Genomic DNA, 16,398 nt, shown 5'->3' with positions numbered 1-16,398 from the left:
ATCGAATCAAAGCGCCCCCAACGAAGCACATCCGCCGGGGGCGTTATCGTTTCAACAGGTGAGTCTAACCTGAGTCTTTAGCAGGCTCAGGCCTTGTTGAACAGTTCGGGCAAACCTTCCGCTTTCAGTACAGCCTTGACGGATGGACGTGCTTCGACTCGGGCCATGAACGCTTGCAAAGCAGGTTGCGCTTCCAGCGAAATGCCAAAATTGACAGACCAGCGTGTTACCGCGAACAGGTAGGTGTCAGCAACGCTGAAATCGTTACCCAGCAGGTAATCACGACCATCCGCCAGCAGGCCATTCAGGTAGGTTTGTTTGGCGATGACCGGGCGCTGAGCATCAGTGGCGTCAGCGCCCTTTGGCAGATAGAAAAGTGGTGTCCAGGCCTTATGATATTCGGCAGCCAGATAATTGAGTATCTCTTGCAGCCTTGCGCGCTCCAGCGTGCCGTTGGCTGGCACCAGCGCTGGTACGAAGTGGTCACCGAGATACTGCAAAACGGCAGCGCCTTCAGTCAGAACAGCACCGCCATCCAACCCCAGCGCAGGAACAGCACCTTTGGGGTTGATCGCGTAATAGTCATCGCCGGATTCAAGCGTGTGCTGCCGCAGATTGACCTTGACCAATTCGTGAGCGACACCCGCTTCGTGCAACACGATATGAGCGGCGAGCGAGCAGGATCCGGGAGAGTAGTAGAACTTCATAGGTGATTGTTCCGGTGGTTGAGAATGACCAGATCCTAGCACTCAGATAACTTTTGTATAGCTGGTAACTTAAGGTTACTCTTATTCTCCGGTTACCATTCTGTAACCTGGTTACGCGCTGGAAACTCGCAACTCGACAAAGGAACACCCCGCCATGCCCCTGAAAATGCGCAAAAGCAAAGTCAACCATCCCGTCCCGGAATGCGCGGTGGCGGCGTGCATGTGGCTGCTGGGAGGAGTGTGGACTCCAAATCTGCTGTGGAGTTTAAGTGGAGGTCCTCGACGGTTCGGCGAACTGCGCGTAGACATTCCCGGCATTTCGGCAAAGATGCTGTCGGTAAGGCTTAAGGAGATGGAGGAGAAAGGCGTGGTTGTTCGGACTGTGCTGGCGACTTCGCCGCCTTCCGCGGAGTACAGCCTTTCGGAGTTGGGGCTGGAGTTGCTGCCTGCGATTGAGGCGATTGCGGAGATTGGGTATAGGCTTAAAGTGCAGGGGGGAGCGAATCGTATAAATATAACGGAGAGCGGAAAATCTTTAAAAAATTGACTTATAAGACGCAAAAAAAGCCAAGATGACCCACAATCGTATACGCACATGCGTTTTTTAATGCCGACACTTCCAGCATTCATCCGTTATTCTAGTTCGACCCCTATAAAAATAGCAACCCCGCCAAGCACCACTTAAATATTAGAAATAAAATAGCCAATATTCAAAAATATTGGCTATGACAGCAAGACTCTGATTATTTACAAAGGATTGGAGAGGAAGTGAGGCACCCACCGCTCTGAGTCCAAGTTAGCGCACCAGCACCAACTACAGGAGTGACAACATAAGTAGCAGTAGCAATAGTCGTCGCTGTAGGAGTTACAGTAACCACACCGTCCTTAACTGCAACACTAGCAACATGTGTAGTAGCTTGTGTGTCAGGAATACTGTTTGTCTTTAGGTCACATCCTGTTCTAGTCCCAAGCTCTTGAACACAGGATGCCACAGCAGTTTGGTAAGTATTAGCTAAAGACACGACCTCAGAGTACTTAGCCTTAAGGGTGTATGAGTTATATTGCGGAATAGCTACCGCAGCCAATATGCCAACGATCGCAACAACGATCATCAATTCGATCAGCGTAAAGCCTTTTTGTACGTTCATATCTACTTCTCCGAGGCGTCAATTAGGTGGTGCCTTGGGAGCGTGAAAGCATAGGTCGTGCCAAAATCCATTTTCTGCCCCCAACATTGCCGACGCAGTCTATCAGCAGCAATTTGCGCCCTGAAATCCGCAGAAACTGACAATTTTCGTCACATTCCTCACTGCCATTTGGCAGCATCGCCCGACTGCGCTATAACCCACCCATTGTCCGTGTCTGGTGGTTTTATGACTGATGCTGTCCTCACTGGCTTGGCCAAACAACTGGTCCTCGCCGAGCTACTTACTGAATCTGTTGCGCAGCAAGCGTATCAACAGGCGCGCCGCGACAAAATTTCGTTGGTGAGCTATCTGGTTCAGCACAAACTGGTCAAAAGCCTGACGCTGGCAGAATTGGCCTCCGATCAGTTCGGCGTGCCGTTCATGGACCTCGCCAGCTTGGACAAGGAAAGCCTGCCTAAAGGCCTGGTGAGTGAAAAGCTGGTTCGACAGCATCACGCTCTGCCGCTGTGGCGACGCGGTAATAAGCTATTTATCGGGATTTCCGACCCTACGAATCATCAGGCGGTGACTGATATCCAGTTCAGCACAGGCCTGAACACTGAAGCGATTCTGGTTGAAGATGACAAGCTGACTGTTGCGATAGACCGGTTTTTTGACAGCGACAGCGGGCTGGGCAATCTGGAAGATGTCGATCTGGGCCTGGATATCGAGCCCGCGGATGGCAAGGAGACCTCGCTCGCTGCGCAGAACGACGCGGATGACGCTCCAGTGGTACGTTTCGTCAACAAAATGCTTATGGATGCCATCCGATTAGGATCATCCGACTTGCACTTTGAGCCCTACGAAAAGATCTTCCGCGTACGTTTGCGTACCGATGGCATCCTGCACGAAGTCGCCAGACCGCCGATCCATTTGGCAAACCGTATTGCTGCGCGTCTGAAGGTCATGGCCAGCCTCGATATTTCGGAACGACGCAAACCGCAGGACGGAAGGGTCAAGTTGCGGGTGTCGAAAACAAAGGCCATCGATTTTCGTATGAATACCTTGCCCACACTGTGGGGCGAAAAGATCGTGATGCGGATCCTCGACCCGACCAGCGCGCAGATGGGTATCGATGCGCTGGGCTATGAGCCAGAACAAAAGGCTTTGTATCTGGAGGCGTTGAAACAGCCGCAGGGCATGATTCTTGTAACCGGCCCCACGGGTTCCGGCAAGACAGTTTCGCTGTATACGGGCCTGAATATTCTCAATACCGTGGACATCAACATATCCACAGCCGAAGACCCGGTAGAGATCAACCTGGAAGGTATCAATCAGGTCAACGTCAACCCGCGCCAAGGGCTGGACTTTTCTCAGGCATTGCGCGCGTTCCTGCGTCAAGATCCCGACGTAATCATGGTCGGCGAGATTCGCGACCTGGAAACCGCCGAAATTGCTATTAAGGCGTCGCAAACCGGCCACATGGTGCTCTCAACGCTGCACACCAACAGCGCAGCAGAAACATTGACTCGACTGCATCATATGGGCGTTGCAGCGTTCAACATTGCCACCGCAATAAACCTGATTATTGCGCAGCGACTGGCGCGCAAGCTGTGTAGCCACTGCAAGAAAGAACTCGATATTCCTCGCGAGACATTGATTAAAGAAGGCTTTCCGGAGGCGAAGATCGGCACGTTCAAGATCTATGGGCCGATGGGCTGCGAGCATTGCAATGGTGGTTATAGAGGCCGAGTCGGCATTTATGAGGTGGTCAAGAAAACAGCGGAGCTGGAGCGCATTATCATGGAAGAAGGTAACTCACTTGAGATTTCCAGGCAGATGCGCAAGGACGGCTTCAATGACCTGCGAACCTCGGGCCTGTCAAAAGCCATGCAGGGCATCACCAGCCTTGAAGAAGTCAACCGCGTGACCAAGGATTAAGCATGGCCAGCAAGGCAGTCAAAGTCATCGTTTACACGTGGGAAGGTGTGGACAAGAAAGGCACTAAAACCAGTGGCGAACTGAGCGGCCATAATCTAGCGCTCGTAAAGGCCCAGTTACGCAAGCAAGGCATCAATCCTACCAAGGTGCGTAAGAAGTCTGCATCGATCTTCGGCAAAGGCAAAAAAATCAAGCCACTGGACATCGCTTTTTTTTCTCGACAGATGGCAACGATGATGAAGGCTGGCGTGCCACTGCTGCAGTCGTTTGACATCATCAGCGAGGGCGCTGAAAACCCGAACATGCGTACACTTGTAAGCTCGCTCAAGCAGGAAGTGTCGGCAGGTAACAGCTTCGCGACGGCATTGCGACAGAAACCGGAATATTTCGATGACTTATTTTGCAATCTGGTAGATGCCGGCGAGCAAGCGGGGGCACTTGAAAGCCTTCTGGACCGCGTCGCTAGCTACAAGGAAAAGACCGAAAAGCTAAAAGCCAAAATTAAAAAAGCTATGACATACCCTATTGCTGTGTTGATCGTCGCAATTATCGTGTCTGGTATTTTGCTCATTAAGGTAGTGCCACAGTTTCAGACAGTCTTCGCTAGCTTTGGTGCTCAATTACCTGCATTTACACTGATGGTGATTGGCCTGTCAGACATCGTACAGAAATGGTGGCTAGCTATTGTCGGCCTGTTATTAGTTAGTTTCTTTATGTTCAAACGAGTGTATAAACAGTCTCAAAATTTTCGTGATAGCCTCGATCGCTTTCTTCTAAAAGTGCCCATCATTGGGCCGTTAATTTTCAAATCTTCGGTAGCACGCTACGCGCGCACGCTTGCAACAACGTTTGCCGCTGGCGTCCCGCTTGTGGAGGCTTTGGACTCAGTCGCCGGAGCGACTGGCAATGTAGTATTTAAAAATGCAGTTATTAAGGTAAAACAGGACGTCTCCACAGGCATGCAACTGAATTTTTCGATGCGTTCAACAGGAGTATTTCCGAGCCTGGCGATACAGATGACCGCTATTGGCGAAGAATCCGGCGCCCTGGACACCATGCTCGACAAGGTAGCTACCTATTACGAGGACGAAGTCGATAACATGGTCGACAATCTGACCAGCCTTATGGAACCGATGATCATGGCCTTTTTGGGCGTGATAGTTGGCGGGCTGGTCATTGCGATGTATCTACCTATCTTCCAACTCGGAAACGTCGTCTGACATGCCCCTCCTCGACCTCCTGGCCAGCTCCCCCCTGGCCTTCGTCACCACCTGCTGCATTCTCGGCCTGATCATCGGAAGCTTCCTCAACGTGGTCGTTTACCGCCTCCCAATAATGATGGAGCGCGACTGGAAAGCCCAATCCCGTGAACTGCTCGGCCTGCCCGCCGAACCCGATCAACCCGTCTTCAACCTGAACCGCCCCCGTTCCTGCTGCCCGCAATGCGCACACAAAATCCGCCCGTGGGAGAACCTGCCGGTGATCAGTTATCTGCTGCTGCGCGGCAAATGCTCGCAGTGCAAAGCGCCGATCAGCAAACGCTACCCGCTGGTCGAGCTGACCTGCGCAGTGTTGTCGGCCTATGTGGCCTGGCATTTCGGCTTTGGCTGGCAGGCGGCGGCGATGCTGGTACTGAGCTGGGGGCTGCTGGCGATGAGTCTGATCGATGCTGATCACCAGTTGTTACCTGATTCTCTGGTGCTGCCACTGCTGTGGCTGGGCCTGATCGTCAACGCCTTCGGGCTGTTCACCTCGCTGAACGATGCGCTGTGGGGTGCAGTGGCCGGCTATCTGGCGCTGTGGTCGGTGTTCTGGCTGTTCAAACTGGTGACCGGCAAGGAAGGCATGGGTTATGGAGACTTCAAGTTGCTGGCCATGCTGGGCGCGTGGGGCGGCTGGCAGATTTTGCCGCTGACCATCCTGTTATCGTCGCTGGTGGGCGCGGTGCTCGGGGTGATCATGATGCGTGTGCGCAGGGTCGAAAGCGGTACGCCGATCCCCTTTGGTCCTTATCTGGCCATTGCGGGGTGGATCGCTTTGCTCTGGGGTGGTCAAATAACCGACTCTTACATGCAGTTTGCCGGTTTCAGATGACTCACCCTGATGAAAAACCCTGGATTCTTGGCCTGACTGGCGGCATCGGTAGCGGTAAAAGTGCAGCGGCGAAGTGCTTTAGCGACCTTGGCATCGACACTGTGGATGCCGACCATGCCGCCCGCTGGGTAGTCGAGCCCGGGCGCCCGGCGCTGGAGCAGATAGCGGCGCACTTCGGTAAAGGCGTGCTGCAGACCAGCGGCGAGCTGGACCGTGGCGCGCTGCGCAAGCTGATTTTCGAAACCCCCGAGCAGCGACGCTGGCTGGAAGCGCTGCTGCATCCGCTGATCAATCAGGAAATCGTCAGCCATCTGGCCAAGGCCAAATCGCCGTATGCCATTTTGGTCTCGCCACTGCTGGTCGAGTCCGGGCAATACCGCATGGTTCAGCGGCTGCTGGTGATCGATGCTCCGGCGCACCTGCAGATAGAACGCACCATGCTGCGCGACAGCTCCAGCCAGGAGCAGGTCGAAGCCATTCTCAAGGTGCAGATCCAGCGTGAAGACCGCCTGCGTCATGCCAATGATGTGCTGGTCAACGACCGCGATCACGCTTGGCTCAGCAGCGAAGTCGAGCGGCTGCACCACTTTTACCTTACTTTGCGTGGAGGCCAATCATGAGCCAACCAATGACCGTTCAATGCCCAACCTGCGACGCCCCGGTGGAATGGAGCGCAGCCAGTCCGAGCCGCCCGTTCTGCTCCGAGCGCTGCAAACTGATCGACCTGGGAGCCTGGGCTTCTGAAGAGCATGCAATTCCGGTTAGCCCGGATGCTGAGGACGAGTTGTTCTCGGGTGATCTGGAGGCTCCGCACAGGGGGCATTGATAACAGGTCGATGTGAAGCAACTCGCTTATACGCAACTACGAGGGCTATCTTTCAGCCGCATCTCAGGACGCCTGTGATGGCCCTTTCGCGAGCAAGCTCGCTCCCACGACGCTCATGTCTCGCGATCATTTACGGTCCAACGCAGCCCTCAACGCATCAGCACTGCCAAACTGCTGCTGGCTGACCAGCTGCCCGTCGCGCAACTGTAACCACAGCACTTTATCGTCATCGCCTGCGTACTGCGGCACGATGCGCGCCTCTCGATCAAGCATCACGCGATAGCTGTAGTCACGCATTTTGGGGATGGCGAACATCTTGGCGATGATGGTTGGCATTTTCTGGATGTCAGCGACAAACACCGTATGGCGTGATTCCAGAAAGCCTTTTGGCTTGTCCTGAAGGGCGGCATTCACCAACTTGGCGGCGTCCATGCTGCGTGCGACCAGCAGGGTTTGCGTCTGGTTGTTCAGGGTGTAGGGTTGATCGTATTGATCGAGCAGTGTCCAGGAGGACAGGCGCTCGCCGACTTGCAGCGCATTGGCGGTGAGGGGCAGCAAGGCCAGCAGCAGGATGGGCAGGAGCTTCACAGGTCGATCCTCGATAAAAGCAGCGCCTGCGGACATTTATCGCACGCGATCAAAAAATGAATTGCCAGTCTACACCCCTGCATTCACTCTTCCAGTCATGGCAACTTGAACGCTAAGCTTGGCCCTATGGATGACTCAGACTACCTGCGCCTGTTGACGATCCAGGCCGAACAAGCCAACGCCTTTCTGTCCAATGCGCGGAAGTGGGAGCGTGAGCGCTGGGTTTGTCAGCGCCTGTTGCAGGGGCTGAACATTGCGCATCGTAATGAGGACTTCATGCCTGCCAGTCAGGAGCCGCCGGATGTGCTGTTTCGTGACGGGCGCTTCGAGGTGTTTTTCGTGCTGGATGAGGGGCGGCGTCTTAATGACGAGTGGCGCGAGGAGTTGGCGCGACGACGAAGCGCGTTCTCGTTGAGCCAACTGGTACGTCGGGAGGCCAAGCCCAAGCGGATTCCGGCCTCTGAACTGCTGCACCGACTCGCTCCTACCCTGCGCAAGAAATCCACCAACTATCGCGAACGCGGCATTGATCTGGGCGGGCTGGATATCATCGCCTTCGCTAGCCTCAAGCGTGAGGTGCTGGACCTCAACAGTCACTTTCCACCACCGACCGAGTACCTGCGCCAAGGCTGGCGCTCGTTGTCGCTGGTGGGGCCGACCTTCGCTCGGGTATTGTTCGCGCATCCCGGCGCTCCGGATTTTCTGCGTACCAATCTGGGACGCAGTGTCGTTTTCGATGTTGGAATCAGTTTATGAGCCCCTTGCAGGAACTGCTGGCCGATGTGCCGCAACGAGGTCGCGTGCGCTGGATCGGCGTGCGTCCGCAATCGCGGGTCGAAATGATCGAGCTGGATGCCGTGGAAGCACGTCGTGAAGCAGGTCTGACCGGCGATCACTCGCGGCCCGGCCCGCGCAATGCACGGCAGGTGACGTTGATTCAGTGGGAGCATCTGGCGGTGGTTGGCTCGTTGCTGAACCGCGCGGCGGATAACCCTATCGTGCCGCAGGATTTGCGGCGCAATCTGGTGATCAGCGGCATCAACCTGTTCAGCCTGAAGAATCGACGTTTCCGGATCGGTCAGGCGATTTTCGAAACCACCGGCTGGTGTCAGCCTTGTGCGCGACTTGAGCAGCGCCTTGGTCACGGGACGTTCCAGGCGGTGCGCGGGCATGGTGGAATCACTGCGCGAGTGTTACAAAGCGGAATCATCCGCCTGGACGATACGCTGCAGGTCGAGCCGCTGGAAATCACCGATCCCTGGCCCCCCGCCCGACAGCACGCCTGAGACAACGGATAAATTGAGCAGACACCTGAACCCGGAACCGCAAAGGTGTGTCGAAGAGTACCTTCAGGCACACCGGTATCCAGTCGAGCGCAGGCCGCTCCTGACCCGGGCAGTGTGGTGATGAACCCTTTATTGAGCCTTCTGACGCTATGAGCTGCCTTGCGCTCGCGAAGATCGAGCTCCCCCCGAATTCCTTAAACCTTCCGAGTAATCCTTATGACGCATCGTATTGTTATCGTTGGCGGAGGCGCTGGCGGTCTGGAGCTGGCTACCAGTCTGGGCAAGACCCTGGGCAAGAAAGGCACGGCCAGTGTCACGCTGGTTGATGCCAACCTGACGCATATCTGGAAACCGCTGTTGCACGAAGTGGCTGCCGGTTCGCTCAACTCGTATGAGGACGAGCTGAACTACGTGGCTCAGGCCAAGTGGAACAACTTTCAGTTTCAGCTCGGGCGCATGACCGGCCTGGACCGCGCCAGCCGCCAGATTCATCTGGCCGAGACGCTGGATGAAAACGGCGCAGAACTGGTTCCGGCACGCAGCCTGGGTTACGACTCACTGGTCATCGCCGTGGGCAGCACCACCAACGACTTCGGCACCAAGGGCGCGGCAGAACATTGCCTGTTTCTCGACAGCCGCAAGCAGGCCGAGCGCTTTCACCAGCAACTGCTCAACCACTACCTGCGCGCCCACGCCGGTCAGGCCGACAGCGCGCAGGAAATTACCGTGGCCATCGTGGGTGCCGGTGCAACCGGTGTCGAGCTGGCGGCAGAGCTGCACAACGCGGCGCATGAGCTGGCGGCTTACGGGCTGGGTCAGATCAAGCCGGAAAACCTGCGCATCACGGTGATCGAAGCCGGGCCACGAGTGTTGCCAGCGCTGCCCGAGCGCATCGGCGCGCCGGTGCACAAGACGCTGGAAAAACTCGGTGTGACGGTGCTGACCAATGCGGCAGTCAGTGAAGTGACGGCTGATGGCTTGATCACCGCTACCGGGCAGGTCATCCCGGCCAGCCTGAAGGTCTGGGCGGCAGGTATTCGTGCCCCGGCCTTCCTGCATGAACTGGATGGTCTGGAAAGCAACCGGATCAATCAGTTGCAAGTGCTGCCGACGCTGCAAACCACTCGTGACGAAAATATCTTCGCCTTCGGTGACTGCGCGGCCTGCCCGCAAAAAGGCACCGACCGCAACGTCCCGCCGCGCGCTCAGGCCGCCCACCAGCAGGCATCCTTGCTGGTCAAATCGCTACGCTTGCGGATTGAAGGCAAGACATTGCCGGAGTACACCTACAAGGACTACGGCTCGCTGATCTCGCTGTCGAGCTTCTCGGCCGTCGGCAATCTGATGGGTAACCTGATGGGCAGCGTGATGCTTGAAGGCTGGCTGGCGCGGATGTTCTACGTGTCGCTGTACCGCATGCACCAGATGGCGCTGTACGGCACCTTCCGTACCCTGATGCTGATGCTGGGCAGCAAGATCGGTAAAGGCACCGAGCCGCGGATGAAGCTGCACTAAGCCACACCAGACGAGAGGCGTACGGGAAAACACTATCGTGCCCATGCTCCGTAGCGTGAGGAACGATCATCTCGACTATCGTGCGGCGCTCTGCGTCGCATGCCATTCCGGACGCTCCGCCTCCTCTTGACGACGCAGAGCGTCGTGAACTGCATTCCCACGCTGGAGCGTGAGGAACGATCACCCCACTATCGTGCGGCGCTCTGCGTCGTATGCCATTCCGGACGCTCTGCGTCCTCTTGCGACGCGGAGCGTCGTGAACCGTATTCCCACGCTGGAGCGTGCGGAACGATCATCTCACTATCGTGCGGCGCTCTGCGTCGCATGCCTTTCCGGACGCTCTGCGTCCTCTCCCTAGTGAATCCGGCTGTTCTGCCAACGCGTTCGCTGCGCCGACTTGCGATGCCCCGAATACCCGCTATTTTTAACAGGATCGGGTTGTGCGCCAAGCGACCGGACGGAAGGCTCTCGTACTGGTATCAAGTTTGTCTGCGGCGCGCAGATAACCATTGAGTCGTGTACAACGCTGCACTGTTCAGGGATCGAACCCATGATGTCGAATCAATACAGTAGTGCTCCTGCAGAAAATCATCCGCGTTTCATCTGGTTCTCACTCATTCCCGTCATACCCGCCATTGCCTGGATTCTCACGCAGTTCGGCACGGGTACGGCCAATCTGGTGGCGTGTGCTGCACTGCTGGCGATTGGTCTCGGCGCCTGTGCCTTGGCCGCCCGCTCCCAACAGACCCAAGTGCGCCGCGCCGTGGCTCAGGCGCTGGATCACCACCAGGCGCATAGCGCTCAAAGCAGCGCCATGGCGTCCAACGCCCAGTTCAATGAAATCCTCCTCGGTGCCATGCCGATCTGGGCCAAGCAGGTCGAAAGCTCGCGCCAGCAGACCGAAACCGCGATTGTCGAATTGAGCACGCGTTTCATGGGCATTTCCGAGCGCCTGCAGGAAACCGTACAAGCGTCGCAACACGCCGCCGGTGAGCTGGACGGCCAGAATGCCGATGGTGCGCTGAAAGTGTTGTCGCAAAGCGACAGCGAACTAAGCCGGGTAATCGACTCGCTCAAATCCACTCAGGCCAGCCGCGACCAGACGCTCTCCCAGGTGCGCAGCCTGACCGCCTATACCGGCGAATTGCGCACCATGGCCGCCGACGTTGCAGCGATTGCCGCACAGACCAACCTGCTGGCCCTCAACGCGGCCATCGAGGCGGCGCGTGCCGGTGAGGCGGGCCGCGGCTTTGCCGTGGTGGCCGATGCGGTGCGCAGCCTGTCGAGCAAGTCCAGCGAGACCGGTCAGCAGATGTCCGCCAAGGTCGACATCATCAACAACGCCATCACCCAGCTGGTGCAGGCCGCATCGAGCGGTGCCGATCAGGACAGCCATTCGGTGGCCGCTTCCGAACAAAGCATTCAGAACGTACTGGAGCGCTTTCAGAGCATCACCGGACGCCTGGCCGAGTCCGCCGACCTGCTCAAGCAGGAGAGCTACGGGATTCGCGACGAAATGACCGAGGTCCTGGTGAACCTGCAGTTTCAGGACCGGGTCAGCCAGATTCTCGCCCACGTACGCGACAACATCGACTCGCTGCACGCGCACCTTCTGCAGGCTAGCCAGTCCCCCGACGAGGCCGTCGCCATCGACGCCCGGCAATGGCTGGCGCGCATGGAGTCTACCTACGCGACCGACGAGCAACGTCGCACTCACCGAGGTGAATCGGCAGCACAGCAGGATTCGCAGGAAATCACGTTTTTCTAGGAGTAAATCATGGCTAAGAGTGTATTGGTGGTCGACGATTCAAGCAGCGTCCGGCAAGTCGTCGGTATCGCGCTGAAGAGTGCCGGATACGACGTTATCGAAGCCTGTGACGGGAAGGATGCACTGGGCAAGCTCACCGGGCAGAAAGTGCACCTGATCATCAGCGACGTGAACATGCCGAACATGGACGGCATCACTTTCGTCAAGGAAGTGAAGAAGCTGGCCAGCTACAAGTTCACGCCCATCATCATGCTGACCACCGAATCCCAAGAATCGAAAAAGGCCGAAGGTCAGGCCGCAGGCGCCAAGGCGTGGGTCGTCAAACCGTTTCAGCCGGCACAAATGCTCGCAGCGGTTTCCAAGCTCATCCTGCCCTGAGACCCAGGCCCCTGGAGGCCAGCATGCCCACGCCAGACGAGAGCGCCAACGACACTGCACGCGTGCAGATAGACGGCGAGTTGACGATCTACACCGTGACCGAACTGGCCGCCAGGCTATTGCCACAGATCGGCGCTGCGGCACGCCTGGAAGTTGACCTTTCACAGGTCACCGAGATGGACGGCGCCGGCCTGCAACTGCTGGCAGTGATCCAGCGTGAAGCCGGCAAGACCGGGACTTCGCTGCACCTGACCGGGCAAAGCAAGGCAGTCAGCGAAACCTTCGAGTTATGTAATCCGGGTGTGGTGCTGTAGCGCGTCCATTTGCAGTACTGCCCAGTGATCGATCAAGGAAGTCATCGTGAGTATTAATCTCGATCAGGCACAGCAGACGTTCATCGTTGAAGCGCGAGAGCTTTTGCAGGCCATGGAGGAATCCCTCCTGCAACTCGAAAGCGAGCCCGGCGACCTGGACGCGATCGGCGCGGTTTTCCGCGCAGCGCACACCATCAAAGGCTCGGCCGGACTGTTCGGGCTGACGCCTATCGTCAGTTTTACTCACATCGTCGAGGACGTACTGGATCGCCTGCGTGAAGGCAGTGTTTCGGTGAACGCCGAGCTGATCGCCGTGCTGCTCAAATCCGGCGATCACATGCTCGAATTGATCGACGTGGTCGCCAGCCGTGGCGAGCAGCTGCAGCAACCTGCACTGGAGCGCGAGGCAGCGCTGCGTCAGGCGTTGCAGGTCTTCCAGGCACCGGCCAGCGCCGGGGCCGCTGACAGCGCGAGCGCGTCGGTCGTCAGCGATGATGAACAGTCAGCCGACGTGCTCTGGCATATCTCGCTGCGGTTTGGCGTGGATGTGTTTCGCAACGGCATGGACCCGCTGTCGTTCCTGCGCTACCTCAATACCTTGGGGCAGATGGTCCAGGTCACGACGCTGACTGACAGTATTCCAACAGTTGAGGCGTGGGACCCGGAATCCTGCCACCTGGGTTTCGAAATAGATTTCCGCTCGGCTGCCGGTCACGCCGCGATCAACGAAGTCTTCGATTTCGTGCGTGAAGACTGCGCCGTGGAAATCACCCCGGTGAACGAGACGCCAGACCACGTCGGGCCTACCGGTACCGAGCTGGTCTCGCAGCCCGAGCACAGCCCTGTGGTGGCCAGCGGCGAACTGCTGGGCGATCAGCGCGCAGTGCCACGTACGCCCGCAACGGCAACGGCAACCGCTGTAGAGCGCCCTTCTTCGGGCAGCGAGCAGAAAAACAAGGATGGCCGCTATGTACGCGTCAACGCCGACAAGCTCGACGAGCTGATCAATCTGGTCGGCGAGCTGGTCATTGCCAGCGCCGGCGCCAGCCTGCTGGCCAAGTCGTGCGACAACGACCCGCTTCAGGAAGCCAGTTCCACCGTATCGGGGCTGGTCGAGCAGATTCTGGATGGCGCGCTGCACCTGCGCATGATCCCGATCGGCGACACCTTCAATCGCTTCCGCCGAGTGGTGCGCGATGTCAGTCAGGAACTGGGCAAGGACATCGACCTGATTATCAATGGCGCGGAGACCGAACTGGACAAGACCGTCGTCGAGAAGATCGGCGACCCGCTCATGCACCTGCTGCGTAACTCCATGGACCACGGCATCGAGAGCGCCGAAGCACGTCGCGCGGCGGGCAAGCCGGCCAAAGGTCATTTGAGCCTCAATGCGTACCACGACTCGGGCAGCATCGTCATTGAAATCGCCGACGACGGGGCCGGACTCAACCGCGAGCGCATCCTCGACAAGGCCCAGCAACGCGGACTGGTGGCGGCCGGCGCAAGCCTCACCGATCAGGAAATCTACAACCTGATTTTCGAGCCCGGCTTTTCCACTGCCGAGGCCGTCACCAACCTTTCGGGGCGTGGTGTCGGCATGGACGTGGTCAAGCGCAACATTACCTTGCTGCGCGGCACGGTGGATCTGGACAGTCAGCCCGGTCAGGGCACCATCGTGCGCATCCGCTTGCCGCTGACGCTGGCGATCATCAACGGTTTTCTGGTTGGTATCGATCAGTCGACTTACGTGATCCCGCTGGACATGGTGCAGGAATGCATCGAGCTGGACGAACACAACCGGCAGTTGACCCGCGACAGCGGCTACCTTGACCTGCGTGGCGAAGTGCTGCCGCTGGTCTACCTGCGCGACCACTTCAATCATGAAGGCCCGGCCGCCAGGCGCCAGAACGTGGTGGTGGTGCGTTACGCCGAGCACAAGGCCGGGCTGGTGGTCGATGACCTGCTGGGCGAGTTCCAAACCGTTATCAAACCTCTGGGCAAGCTGTTCGGCGCGCTGCGCGGCATCAGCGGCTCGACGATCCTGGGCAGTGGCGCGGTGGCGTTGATTCTCGACATCCCCGCCCTGCTCAACCAGATCGTACACATGGAGGCCCGCTCGACCCAGGCGCCTCAATTCCTGCTGCCCACTTCTCGCTGACGGATTCGCAATTCCCAAGGAGTTACTTCAATGAAATGGTTCTACGATCTGAAGATTTCCACCAAGCTGATTACCTCGTTTCTGGTGGTTCTGGCGTTGACCGCGGCCATGGGAGTCTTTGCCATCATCCAGCTCGGCCAGGTCAACCAGGCCGCTCAGGACATCAAGGAAAACTGGATGCCGTCAATGCGTGCGGCCGCGGGCATGCGCTTCTTCGCCGCCAATTACCGCCTGAAGGAAAACCGCCATATTGCAGCCGACACCGCCCAGGAAAAGGCGCAGATGGAGCTGGAAGCAGCGGACTCTCGCAAACAGTTCGAAACCCGCCTGGCCATTTACGACAAGTTGATTTCCAGTGATGACGATCGTCAGTTGTTCAATAGCGTGAGCGCGTCATGGGCCGCCTACCTGAAGGTCAGCAACGACCTGTTCGATCAGTCACGCCAAAACCTGGAGGCTCAGGCGCGGGCATTGCTCAAGGGCGAATCCAAGACGCATTTCGATGAAGTGACCACTCAGCTGCAAAAAATGGTCGAGCTGAATGAAGCTGGCGCGACTATCGCTGGCAACAAAGGCACCAGCCTGTACGAAACCTCCCGTATCTCGATCATCGTGGTACTGATTGCAGCCTTGATGATCGGCCTGGGTCTGGCGCTGTTCATCGCCCGGATCATTTCCCGCCCGCTGAAGGAGGCCGCAACGGCCGCCGAGCAACTGGCAGAGGGCAATCTCAACGCCCACATCGGCCACGGTTCCAGGGACGAGACTGGCATGGTGCTCAACGCCATGCGCAACATGGTCGGCAAGCTGTCGCACATCATCGGCGATGTGCGTAATGCCGCCGACAACCTGGCCAGCGCTTCGGAAGAAGTCAGCGCCACTGCACAGTCGATGAGCCAGGCCACCAGCGAGCAGGCCGCCAGCGTCGAAGAGACCAGCGCATCGGTCGAGCAGATGAGCGCCAGCATCAACCAGAACACCGAGAACGCCAAAGTCACCGATGGCATGGCCAGCAAGGCCGCCAAGGAAGCCACCGATGGCGGCGAATCGGTGCAGCAGACCGTCGTGGCGATGAAGAAAATCGCCCAGCGCATCAGCATCATCGACGACATCGCTTACCAGACCAACCTGCTCGCCCTCAACGCCGCCATCGAAGCCGCGCGCGCCGGCGAACATGGCAAGGGTTTCGCGGTAGTGGCCGCCGAGGTGCGCAAGCTGGCCGAGCGCAGCCAGGTGGCCGCGCAGGAAATCGGCGAGCTGTCGTCGAGCAGCGTGGAAATGGCCGAGAAGGCCGGCAAGCTGCTGGACGAAATGGTGCCCTCGATCAACAAAACCTCCGACCTTGTGCAGGAAATCAGTGCAGCGTCGGAAGAGCAGGCAGCCGGTGTAGCGCAGATCAACACCGCCATGACCCAGCTCAACCAGGTCACCCAGCAAAACGCATCGAGCAGCGAAGAACTGGCAGCTACGGCTGAAGAAATGAGCAGCCAGGCCGAACAACTGCAACAGGCCATGAGTTTCTTCACCCTCGACGCATCGCCAAGGGCCGTCGCACAGAGCGCTACTTTCGACAGCCGCAACAGCCCGAACCGTCAGCCTCCGCGGCCACCGCAACAGGCTCCGCGCAAGGCATTTGCGCAAAGCATGGCGGGCGCCCCGGACGAATCGGAATTTACCCGTTTCTGATTGCCGGCTT

General features: G+C 57.9%; 17 protein-coding genes. 14 read left to right on the top strand and 3 right to left on the bottom strand.

Annotated elements, in window-relative coordinates; translation table 11 throughout:
• Positions 1 to 86 precede the first annotated feature (86 nt).
• Positions 87 to 707 carry a glutathione transferase GstA gene (gene gstA, locus QRN50_RS20095; protein ID WP_096127204.1) on the bottom strand — a complete coding sequence of 207 codons (621 nt, stop codon included), beginning with the start codon at positions 705 to 707 and terminating at the stop codon, positions 87 to 89.
• Between the two features lie 154 nt (positions 708 to 861).
• On the opposite strand from gstA, the gene QRN50_RS20090 reads away from it, so the two are divergent.
• On the top strand, positions 862 to 1,254 hold the full coding sequence (locus QRN50_RS20090; RefSeq protein WP_096127205.1) for a winged helix-turn-helix transcriptional regulator: 393 nt from the start codon (positions 862 to 864) through the stop codon (positions 1,252 to 1,254).
• A 196-nt stretch (positions 1,255 to 1,450) separates the two neighbouring features.
• Here the strand turns inward: QRN50_RS20090 and QRN50_RS20085 are convergent, their stop codons facing one another.
• A complete protein-coding gene (locus QRN50_RS20085; RefSeq protein WP_096127206.1) occupies positions 1,451 to 1,855 on the bottom strand; it encodes a pilin in 405 nt (134 codons plus the stop codon).
• Positions 1,856 to 2,080: 225 nt separating this feature from the next.
• On the opposite strand from QRN50_RS20085, the gene pilB reads away from it, so the two are divergent.
• The 5 genes from pilB to yacG are packed head-to-tail and all read left to right on the top strand — an operon-like array spanning position 2,081 to position 6,695.
• On the top strand, positions 2,081 to 3,775 hold the full coding sequence (gene pilB, locus QRN50_RS20080) for a type IV-A pilus assembly ATPase PilB (RefSeq protein WP_096127207.1): 1,695 nt from the start codon (positions 2,081 to 2,083) through the stop codon (positions 3,773 to 3,775).
• Positions 3,776 to 3,777: 2 nt separating this feature from the next.
• Positions 3,778 to 4,995, top strand: coding sequence for a type II secretion system F family protein (locus tag QRN50_RS20075; protein WP_096127208.1), 1,218 nt, complete (start codon positions 3,778 to 3,780; stop codon positions 4,993 to 4,995).
• Between the two features lies 1 nt (position 4,996).
• Positions 4,997 to 5,869 carry a prepilin peptidase gene (locus QRN50_RS20070; RefSeq protein ID WP_096127209.1) on the top strand — a complete coding sequence of 291 codons (873 nt, stop codon included), beginning with the start codon at positions 4,997 to 4,999 and terminating at the stop codon, positions 5,867 to 5,869.
• Positions 5,866 to 6,489, top strand: a complete 624-nt coding sequence (gene coaE, locus QRN50_RS20065) for a dephospho-CoA kinase (protein ID WP_011266633.1) — start codon at positions 5,866 to 5,868, stop codon at positions 6,487 to 6,489. Before QRN50_RS20070 ends, coaE begins: the two co-directional genes overlap by 4 nt.
• Entirely contained in the window at positions 6,486 to 6,695 is a 210-nt protein-coding gene (gene yacG, locus QRN50_RS20060) for a DNA gyrase inhibitor YacG (protein ID WP_002552020.1), read from the top strand. The genes coaE and yacG overlap by 4 nt, the downstream gene beginning before the upstream one ends.
• 126 nt (positions 6,696 to 6,821) lie before the next feature.
• Here the strand turns inward: yacG and QRN50_RS20055 are convergent, their stop codons facing one another.
• Positions 6,822 to 7,283, bottom strand: coding sequence for a hypothetical protein (locus QRN50_RS20055; RefSeq protein WP_024652509.1), 462 nt, complete (start codon positions 7,281 to 7,283; stop codon positions 6,822 to 6,824).
• A 126-nt stretch (positions 7,284 to 7,409) separates the two neighbouring features.
• On the opposite strand from QRN50_RS20055, the gene QRN50_RS20050 reads away from it, so the two are divergent.
• The 8 genes from QRN50_RS20050 to QRN50_RS20015 all read left to right on the top strand — a co-directional run bounded on the left by QRN50_RS20050 (position 7,410) and on the right by QRN50_RS20015 (position 16,388).
• Positions 7,410 to 8,039 (top strand): DUF1780 domain-containing protein, encoded by a 630-nt coding sequence (locus QRN50_RS20050; protein ID WP_024660291.1) that lies wholly within the window; start codon positions 7,410 to 7,412, stop codon positions 8,037 to 8,039.
• Positions 8,036 to 8,569 (top strand): MOSC domain-containing protein, encoded by a 534-nt coding sequence (locus QRN50_RS20045; protein WP_003406554.1) that lies wholly within the window; start codon positions 8,036 to 8,038, stop codon positions 8,567 to 8,569. Before QRN50_RS20050 ends, QRN50_RS20045 begins: the two co-directional genes overlap by 4 nt.
• Positions 8,570 to 8,785: 216 nt before the next feature.
• On the top strand, positions 8,786 to 10,084 hold the full coding sequence (locus QRN50_RS20040; protein WP_003392712.1) for an NAD(P)/FAD-dependent oxidoreductase: 1,299 nt from the start codon (positions 8,786 to 8,788) through the stop codon (positions 10,082 to 10,084).
• 550 nt (positions 10,085 to 10,634) lie between these two features.
• A complete protein-coding gene (locus QRN50_RS20035) occupies positions 10,635 to 11,852 on the top strand; it encodes a methyl-accepting chemotaxis protein (RefSeq protein WP_080269144.1) in 1,218 nt (405 codons plus the stop codon).
• A 9-nt stretch (positions 11,853 to 11,861) separates the two neighbouring features.
• On the top strand, positions 11,862 to 12,230 hold the full coding sequence (locus tag QRN50_RS20030) for a response regulator (RefSeq protein WP_002553206.1): 369 nt from the start codon (positions 11,862 to 11,864) through the stop codon (positions 12,228 to 12,230).
• 23 nt (positions 12,231 to 12,253) lie between these two features.
• Complete coding sequence (locus QRN50_RS20025) at positions 12,254 to 12,544, top strand: STAS domain-containing protein (protein ID WP_003403294.1); 291 nt, start codon at positions 12,254 to 12,256, stop codon at positions 12,542 to 12,544.
• Positions 12,545 to 12,590: 46 nt separating this feature from the next.
• The gene (locus QRN50_RS20020) at positions 12,591 to 14,702 is read left to right on the top strand and encodes a chemotaxis protein CheA (RefSeq protein WP_024651669.1); all 2,112 of its coding nucleotides are present in this window, start codon (positions 12,591 to 12,593) and stop codon (positions 14,700 to 14,702) included.
• 30 nt (positions 14,703 to 14,732) lie between these two features.
• Entirely contained in the window at positions 14,733 to 16,388 is a 1,656-nt protein-coding gene (locus QRN50_RS20015) for a methyl-accepting chemotaxis protein (protein ID WP_032654591.1), read from the top strand.
• Positions 16,389 to 16,398 lie beyond the last annotated feature (10 nt).

This window comes from Pseudomonas sp. MEJ108 (genome assembly GCF_030208985.1).
In the GTDB taxonomy this organism is placed as follows: Bacteria; Pseudomonadota; Gammaproteobacteria; order Pseudomonadales; family Pseudomonadaceae; genus Aquipseudomonas; species Aquipseudomonas fragariae.
This window is presented reverse-complemented; position numbering and strand designations above follow the sequence as displayed.

Bases quoted from the DNA above. Each gene is read 5' to 3' on its own strand.
- gstA (WP_096127204.1), bottom strand. From the start codon at position 707: ATGAAGTTCTACTACTCTCCCGGATCCTGCTCGCTCGCCGCTCATATC.
- QRN50_RS20090 (WP_096127205.1), top strand. From the start codon at position 862: ATGCCCCTGAAAATGCGCAAAAGCAAAGTCAACCATCCCGTCCCGGAA.
- QRN50_RS20085 (WP_096127206.1), bottom strand. From the start codon at position 1,855: ATGAACGTACAAAAAGGCTTTACGCTGATCGAATTGATGATCGTTGTT.
- pilB (WP_096127207.1), top strand. From the start codon at position 2,081: ATGACTGATGCTGTCCTCACTGGCTTGGCCAAACAACTGGTCCTCGCC.
- QRN50_RS20075 (WP_096127208.1), top strand. From the start codon at position 3,778: ATGGCCAGCAAGGCAGTCAAAGTCATCGTTTACACGTGGGAAGGTGTG.
- QRN50_RS20070 (WP_096127209.1), top strand. From the start codon at position 4,997: ATGCCCCTCCTCGACCTCCTGGCCAGCTCCCCCCTGGCCTTCGTCACC.
- coaE (WP_011266633.1), top strand. From the start codon at position 5,866: ATGACTCACCCTGATGAAAAACCCTGGATTCTTGGCCTGACTGGCGGC.
- yacG (WP_002552020.1), top strand. From the start codon at position 6,486: ATGAGCCAACCAATGACCGTTCAATGCCCAACCTGCGACGCCCCGGTG.
- QRN50_RS20050 (WP_024660291.1), top strand. From the start codon at position 7,410: ATGGATGACTCAGACTACCTGCGCCTGTTGACGATCCAGGCCGAACAA.
- QRN50_RS20045 (WP_003406554.1), top strand. From the start codon at position 8,036: ATGAGCCCCTTGCAGGAACTGCTGGCCGATGTGCCGCAACGAGGTCGC.
- QRN50_RS20040 (WP_003392712.1), top strand. From the start codon at position 8,786: ATGACGCATCGTATTGTTATCGTTGGCGGAGGCGCTGGCGGTCTGGAG.
- QRN50_RS20035 (WP_080269144.1), top strand. From the start codon at position 10,635: ATGATGTCGAATCAATACAGTAGTGCTCCTGCAGAAAATCATCCGCGT.
- QRN50_RS20030 (WP_002553206.1), top strand. From the start codon at position 11,862: ATGGCTAAGAGTGTATTGGTGGTCGACGATTCAAGCAGCGTCCGGCAA.
- QRN50_RS20025 (WP_003403294.1), top strand. From the start codon at position 12,254: ATGCCCACGCCAGACGAGAGCGCCAACGACACTGCACGCGTGCAGATA.
- QRN50_RS20015 (WP_032654591.1), top strand. From the start codon at position 14,733: ATGAAATGGTTCTACGATCTGAAGATTTCCACCAAGCTGATTACCTCG.